The 6,728-nt window shown below is 68.6% G+C and carries 5 protein-coding genes; 1 reads left to right on the forward strand and 4 read right to left on the reverse strand.

The window, feature by feature from the left end; genetic code table 11:
* Positions 1-49: 49 nt before the first annotated feature.
* Genes EV192_RS47380 through EV192_RS47390 form a run of 3 tightly spaced genes read right to left on the reverse strand, consistent with a single transcriptional unit; the run spans position 50 to position 3,923 of the window.
* The gene (locus EV192_RS47380; RefSeq protein ID WP_132125340.1) at positions 50-1,615 is read right to left on the reverse strand and encodes a thiamine pyrophosphate-binding protein; all 1,566 of its coding nucleotides are present in this window, start codon (positions 1,613-1,615) and stop codon (positions 50-52) included.
* Positions 1,612-2,547, reverse strand: a complete 936-nt coding sequence (gene speB / locus EV192_RS47385; protein WP_132125341.1) for an agmatinase — start codon at positions 2,545-2,547, stop codon at positions 1,612-1,614. Before speB ends, EV192_RS47380 begins: the two co-directional genes overlap by 4 nt.
* Positions 2,544-3,923 carry a sodium:solute symporter family protein gene (locus EV192_RS47390; RefSeq protein ID WP_132125342.1) on the reverse strand — a complete coding sequence of 460 codons (1,380 nt, stop codon included), beginning with the start codon at positions 3,921-3,923 and terminating at the stop codon, positions 2,544-2,546. The genes speB and EV192_RS47390 overlap by 4 nt, the downstream gene beginning before the upstream one ends.
* A gap of 116 nt (positions 3,924-4,039) precedes the next feature.
* Here EV192_RS47390 and EV192_RS57040 point away from each other — a divergent pair, with 116 nt between their 5' ends.
* Positions 4,040-5,548, forward strand: coding sequence for a PucR family transcriptional regulator (locus EV192_RS57040; RefSeq protein ID WP_132125343.1), 1,509 nt, complete (start codon positions 4,040-4,042; stop codon positions 5,546-5,548).
* A 148-nt stretch (positions 5,549-5,696) separates the two neighbouring features.
* Here EV192_RS57040 and EV192_RS47400 read toward each other — a convergent pair whose 3' ends face one another.
* Complete coding sequence (locus tag EV192_RS47400) at positions 5,697-6,722, reverse strand: HNH endonuclease signature motif containing protein (RefSeq protein WP_243727539.1); 1,026 nt, start codon at positions 6,720-6,722, stop codon at positions 5,697-5,699.
* Positions 6,723-6,728: the final 6 nt, after the last annotated feature.

Consider the following 6,728-nt stretch of genomic DNA (forward strand, 5'->3'; position numbering starts at 1 on the left):
CCCCTTACCAATCGCAGGGGGACAACTCTGCCGTTCCCAGCTCTTGATCTCAAGCGTGCGAAGGCTCGAACATGCGCAGCCGGGCCGGCAGCACGACCACGTGCGGGCCGGGCTCGGTCAACGCCGTGGCCAGGTCGGCGCGCAGCCGGTCCGGCGTGGTGCGGGTCGCGGGTACGTCGAAAGCCGAAGCGAGCGCGACGAAGTCGGGCCGGGCCAGTTCGGTGCCGAACGGATCAGCCATGTACCCGCGCAGGATCCCGTATCCGCCGTCGTCCACGATCAGCCAGGTCACCGGCAGGTTGTGCTGCCGGGCGGTGGCCAGTTCGGCCAGGCCGTACATGGCGCCGCCGTCACCCGACACGGCCAGCACCGGTCCGTCTACTGTGGACGCGGCACCCAGCGCGGCCGGGAAGGCGTATCCAAGGCCGCCGGCGCCTTGCGCGGAGTGCATCGGCCCGTCCCACGCCGACCACGCCCAGTACGCCAGGATCGTCATGTCCCAGAAGCTGGGTGTCCCCGCCGGCAACGCGTTCCGGACCGCTGCCAGAACTTCCTGTTCCAGGCCGAACTCGGCGACCCGTTCGCGGACCGCGCGCAGCAGATCGGACACGTCGACCGAAGAGTCCCTTGTGGACACCGCGGCCACCAGCGCCGGCAATGTGAGCGCCGCGTCGGCGTGGATCCCGAGCGCCGGGTGGTTGGCCTCCAACTTCCCCAGGTCGGCGTCCACCTGAATCACGTGCCCGGTCGGCCGGAACCGGTGGTAGTTGCTGGACAACTCGCCCAGCCCCGACCCCACGACCAGCAGCACGTCCGCCGACTCCAGGTACGCGGTCATGCTGCCGTCCTCGAGCCACGACTGAAGCGAAAGCCGGTGATGCCAAGGGAAAGCACCTTTGCCGCCGAACGTGGTGGCCACCGGGCTGTCGAGTTTCTCGGCCAGTTCGAGCAAAGCGTCCGCGCCACCGCCGCGGACCACTCCCCCACCGGCCAGGATCATCGGCCGCGCCGCCTCGGACAACAAGCGAGCGGCTTCAGCGACCAACTCCGGCCGTGGCGGCAACTCACGCGGCGACCAGCTCACCTCCGGCGATGGCACACCGGCCGGCCCGAGCAGCACATCCTGGGGGATCTCCAGCCACACCGGCCCGGTCGGGGCGCTCGCCGCGATCTCCCACGCCTCGGCGAGCGCCGACGGGATCTGCGACGCGGCCCGCACCACCCGCGTGTGCTTGACCACGTCCCGGAAACTCGCGCGCTGGTCGGGCAGCTCGTGCAGGAACCCGCGCCGGGCCCCGCCGAGGCCGGCGACCGGGATCTGGCTGCTGATCCCCACCACCGGCACCGACGCCGACGCCGCCTCCTGCAGTCCGGCGAGGGTCTGCAACGCGCCAGGCCCGGTCGACACAAGCAGTGGCGTCACGTCACCCGTCACTCTGGCGTGGCCGTCGGCCGCGAAGGCGGCGTTCACTTCGAGCCTGTTCCCTATGTACCGCAACGAAGATCGCCGTAGCGCGTCGAACATGCCCAGTGCGTGCTGACCTGGCAGCCCGAAGACGGTACGAGCGCCCAACGAGGTCAGCGACTCGACGACGAGATCCCCGCCGGTCCTCACTCCGCCCCCATCGCCAGCAGCGTGACCAGGTCGTACGCGACGTGCGCGGCGGCGACGGACGTGATGTCGGCGTGGTCGTACGCGGGCGCGACCTCCACCACGTCCGCCGACACCAGGCGTGTCCCGGCCAGGCCGCGCAGGATCTCCAGTAGTTCACGGCTGGTCATGCCGCCGGCTTCGGGGGTTCCCGTGCCGGGCGCGTGCGCCGGATCCAACACGTCGATGTCGACCGAGATGTACAGCGGCCGGTTCCCGATCCGGTCCCGCAGCGCGGCCACGACTTCGTCGACCCCGCGCCGCATCACGTCCGCCGAGGTCACGATCCCGAAGCCCAGCCGTTTGTCCTCGGCCAGGTCAGCCCGGCCGTACAGCGGTCCGCGCGTGCCCACGTGGGAGAGCGCGGACGTGTCCAGGATCCCCTCCTCCACGGCTCGCCGGAACGGGGTCCCGTGTGTGTACGGCTCACCGAAGTACGTGTCCCAGGTGTCGAGGTGCGCGTCGAAGTGCACCAGCGCCACCGGTCCGTGCTTGGCGGCGACCGCCCGCAGCAAGGGAAGCGCGATCGTGTGGTCCCCGCCGATGGTCACCAGCCGGGAGCCCGCGTCCAGCAGGTCCGTGGCGTGTTCCTGGACGGACCCGACGGCGGCCCCGATGTCATACGGGTTGCACACGATGTCCCCGGCGTCCACCACCTGCACGGCCTCGAACGGCGAAGCGTCCAGACCGGGGTGGTACGGCCGGAGCAGCCGGCTCGCCTCCCGGATCGCGGCCGGCCCGAACCGGGCGCCCGGCCGGTACGACACCCCCGAGTCGAACGGGACACCCACCACGGCCACGTCGGCGGACGGCACCTGGTCCAGCCTGGGCAGGCGGGCGAACGTGGCCGGGCCGGCGAACCGGGGCACCACCGAACTGTCGACCGGCCCGATCATGCCGGCACCTCCTCTTTCTCGCGTACCGGCAAGAGACTCACCGCGACATAGCTGACCAGGCTGACACCCAGGCCGTAGAAGATGACCTCGTTGGCGTCCAACCCGTTGGTGAACATGACGATCACGACAGTTACCACGCCGAGGACCATGGACGCCAACGCGCCGCGCCGGTTTCCCCGTCGCCACACCAGACCGCCGACGATCGCCACCAGCAACCCGCCGACCAGCAGGTTGTAGGCGACGGTCAACGCCGCGATCACGCCTTCGATCAGCATCGCGAGCACGATCGCCAGCACCCCGAGCACCAGCGTGAACAGCCTGTTCGAGTGAACGTCCTCTTGGGACTTGCGGCGGGTGATCAGCGGCCAGATGTCGTTCGAGGCGACCGTGGACGAGGCAATGAGCGCGCCGCTGGACGTGGACATCAGCGCGGCGAGGGCGGCCGCGAGCACCAACCCGCGTACGCCCATCGGCAGGAATTCTTCGACGGCGGTGGCGAAAGCCGTGTCCTTCTCGCCGATCCCGGGGAACAGCGACGCCGTGGCCATCCCGATCAGCGCGCCCGCGAACGCGTAGACCACGCAGTACAGGCCGGAGAAGACCCCGCCCCAAGTGGCGACTTTCGGGGTCCGCGCGGTGAACACGCGCTGCCAGATGTCCTGTCCGATCAACAGGCCGAGGGTGTATGTGACGACCAGCGTCAGGATGGTGGTGCCGCCGATCGCGGTGAAGTCGAACGCGCTCGCGTCCAGCCGGGCTCGCATGCCTTCGAACCCGCCAGCCCGGACCAGCGCGATCGGCAGCAGGAGCAGCACGATGCCGAGGGTTTTCACGACGAACTGGACGATGTCGGTCATCGAGATCGACCACATGCCGCCGAGCACCGAGTACAGCACGACCACCGCCCCGGCCAGCAGGATGCTCGCCCACCGGTCGAACCCGAACAGCACGTGGAAGATCGTGGACGACGCGCCCAGGGACGTGACCGTCAGCATGAGCGCGTAACCCCACATCACGACGCCGGACACGGCGGCGGTCGACCCGCCGTACCGAAGGTCCAGCATGTCGGACACGGTGTACACCTTGAGCCGCGAGATCCGTCGCGCGAACACCGCCGACAGCAGCAGGATGCCCATGCCGATCGACAGCACGAGCCACGCCCCGGAGATGCCGTACTGGTAGCCGAGGCGTACGCCGCCGATGGTGGACGCGCCGCCCAACACGATCGCGGACATCGTGCCCGCGTACATCGGGCCGCCGAGCCGGCGTCCGGCCACCAGGTACTCGCTCTTCGTGGTGGCGCGGCGCATCCCCCACCACCCCATGCCGACCATGCCGAGCAGGTAGGCCACAATCACCAGGTAGTCCAAGGCCATCAGGTGCCTCCCGGTATGTCGTTCCGGTCACCGTACGCACCCGGCTCTGGCCGGTTCAGCGGGTGATCTGCACAATCAGGTGACCGCCATTGGATGAATCGGCCCCTGGAGGCGTGATGACGCTCAGGACGGTCCCGCTACGGACCGTGGTCGACCGCGCCGAGCTGGGCCTGGAGGTGAAGGCCGGCAAGGCGAACCTGGACCGCCCGGTGTGCTGGGCGCATGTCAGCGAGCTGCGCGACCCGGTGCCGTACCTGCTGGGCCAGGAGTTCCTGCTGACCGCGGGGGTGAACTTCCCGAAGCGGCCGGCGGACGTCGAGGCATACGTGGCCGGCCTGGTCAAGGCGGATGTGACCGCGTTGGGTTTCGGCGTGACCCCGGTGTACGACGCGGTGCCGGACGCGCTCGTCAAGTCCTGTCAGGACCACGATCTACCCCTGATCGCGGTGCCCGAACGGACCCCGTTCCTGGCGGTCAGCCAGGCGGTCGGGGCCGCGCTGGCGGATGCCCAGAATGTCGAGTTGCGGGTGATTGCGGACGGCCAGCGGGCCCTTACCCGCGCGGCGGCCCGACCCCGACCAACTGAGACGACGGTCCGTGCCTTGGCGACGTCCCTGGCCGGCTGGGCGATGCTGCTGGACCCGAAAGGAACGGTGGTGACCGCCTCCGGCCTGGCCCCGGGGCCGTCCGACGACCTGAAGAGCCTGGCCGGGAAGCTGCGCGGCGGAACGGGCCTGCGCACGGCGAGCACCCGGATCGGCACCGACCACGCCGTCCTGCATCCCGTGGAGCCGTCGGCGGTGCTGGTCGTAGGTCGAAATCGGCCGTTCACAGTCGCCGACCGCGCGGTCGTGGCCATGGCGTTGGCCCTGCTCGGCCTGGTCCGCCGCGACGTGGACGCCTCCCGCGGGCACACCTCGCGGCTCGCCGCCCGGCTGCTGCTCGCCGGCGGCGCGGCGGCCGAGTCCACCGGCGACATCCTGGCCACCCTGCTGGACAACCGGGCAGGTCAGGACTATCGGGTGGTAGCCGGCGTGGACGTGCGCCGCCGCTCCCGCCTCGACACCGACGGCGACTTCGCCCAACTCGCCCAACTCCTCGGCACCCCCCTGATCGACCTGGCCGACGGCACATTCCGCGCAGTAGTAGCGGCCCGATCCGCGCCCAACCAGGCAGCAGTGGAAACGCTGCACAAGCGCGGCTGGCTGATCGGCATGAGCGGCGTAACCGCCCTGGCTGACCTACGCTCAGCCGAACGAGAAGCAGTGGCCTTACGCCGCCGAGCCGCCGCAAGCGGACAACCAGTCGTCGCGGACACCGCCAACGAGTCCGTGTCCTCCCTGGTCGACCCCGCCCAAGCCCGCGCATTCGCCAGGCGAACCCTCGCACCCCTCACCGAGATCCGTTCCCCCACCGCCGACCAACTGGTCGAGACCCTCCGGGTCTGGCTGGCCAACCACGGCAACTGGGACCGCAGCTCCGTCCTGCTGAAAGTGCACCGCAACAGCGTTCGCCACCGGATCCAGTTGGTCGAACGTGCTTTGAAGGTCGACCTCGGCCAGGCTCAGCATCGAATGGACCTCTGGTATGCGGTCAATTGGCTTCCTCCGGACTGGCCGGCCTGATTGCCCTTTTATCGGTCGTTCGAAAAACGAATAGTGCTGGGCGCGAAACGTTGTTTGGTCACCTTGGAGTGCGGCTTCCAGCCTCGGGTCCCGGTTCCAGCGCTGGTTACCCTTCTGTGGTTCCATTCCAGCCAAAGACAACTGATCCTCACCCAACGAGCGCTGGAGGTGTGGTCTGGTACCGGCGACCCTCAGGACTGGTAAACACCAACACACCCTCCCTCGGCTGACAAATATCCCACTCGCTCCGCTCGCGGAGCAGATTGTGATACTTACACAACGCGGCGAGATTGTCCGTACTACTGAGCCCCTGATCACAATGACGAACAGTGTGATCGATCTCCGACCGATGAGCGGTCGTCGTACACCCCGGCATCCGACAAGTCTGATCCCGCAACCGGACATGCTCCGCCATCGCCGGTGAGGGGAACCGACGTGGACTGGCCTCCAACAGATGCCCAGCCGGGTCGGTGAGAATCCGCCGCCAGGTGGCCTGCTGGGCCAACTCACGGGCATGCTCAGCCGTGATCGGCCCATACCCTGACAGCACACCCGGCCGCTCATTCAGGCCCATCAGCGTGGTAGCCGGGACCGTCACATTCACCTGAACCCTCACCCGCTCCCGCTGCTCACCCAAGATCATGCCCAACAACACATCCGCCCGACACTGCCCCAACGTCCGATCCGGCGTCTTGACCTTCCGAGCCAACTTGTCAATCTGCTGATGGGCAGCCAACGCCTGCTCCGCAGTCAAGACAGCACCCAGATGCCCCACCCCATCCTCCCCCGCCATATACGTGACATCACGCTCCTCCCGAGCAGCCACCCGACGACGTTCGGCCGACCCAGGATCCACCTTGATCACGTGGTAGCGGATGGAGTCCCGGAACCGGCTGGGGTTGGTCCGGCCTCCGTAGGCCAACACCCGCCGCTCCACCCGCCCCGCATCCTCCACCGACAACACCTCGGTCAGATCATCCATCGCCAACGCCCGCTTGAAGTCAATATCCCCGGCAGCCAACGCATCCACAGTCGCCGGCAGCCGAGTCGCCAGGCGCTGCGCCCGCAGAATCTGCATAGCGGCAGCCTGCGGACTGACCCCAATCTCGATAGCGACCTCTTCCCGAGCCCCATCAGCCAACTCAGCATGCCGCCGAGTCGGTGGCCGCAACACGGCAAA

The sequence above is a fragment of the Actinocrispum wychmicini genome (assembly GCF_004345645.1).
GTDB lineage: Bacteria > Actinomycetota > Actinomycetes > Mycobacteriales > Pseudonocardiaceae > Kibdelosporangium > Kibdelosporangium wychmicini.

Coding starts and splice junctions, on each gene's coding strand:
- EV192_RS57040 (WP_132125343.1), top strand. CDS start 4,040: ATGACGCTCAGGACGGTCCCGCTACGGACCGTGGTCGACCGCGCCGAG.
- speB (WP_132125341.1), bottom strand. CDS start 2,547: ATGATCGGGCCGGTCGACAGTTCGGTGGTGCCCCGGTTCGCCGGCCCG.
- EV192_RS47390 (WP_132125342.1), bottom strand. CDS start 3,923: ATGGCCTTGGACTACCTGGTGATTGTGGCCTACCTGCTCGGCATGGTC.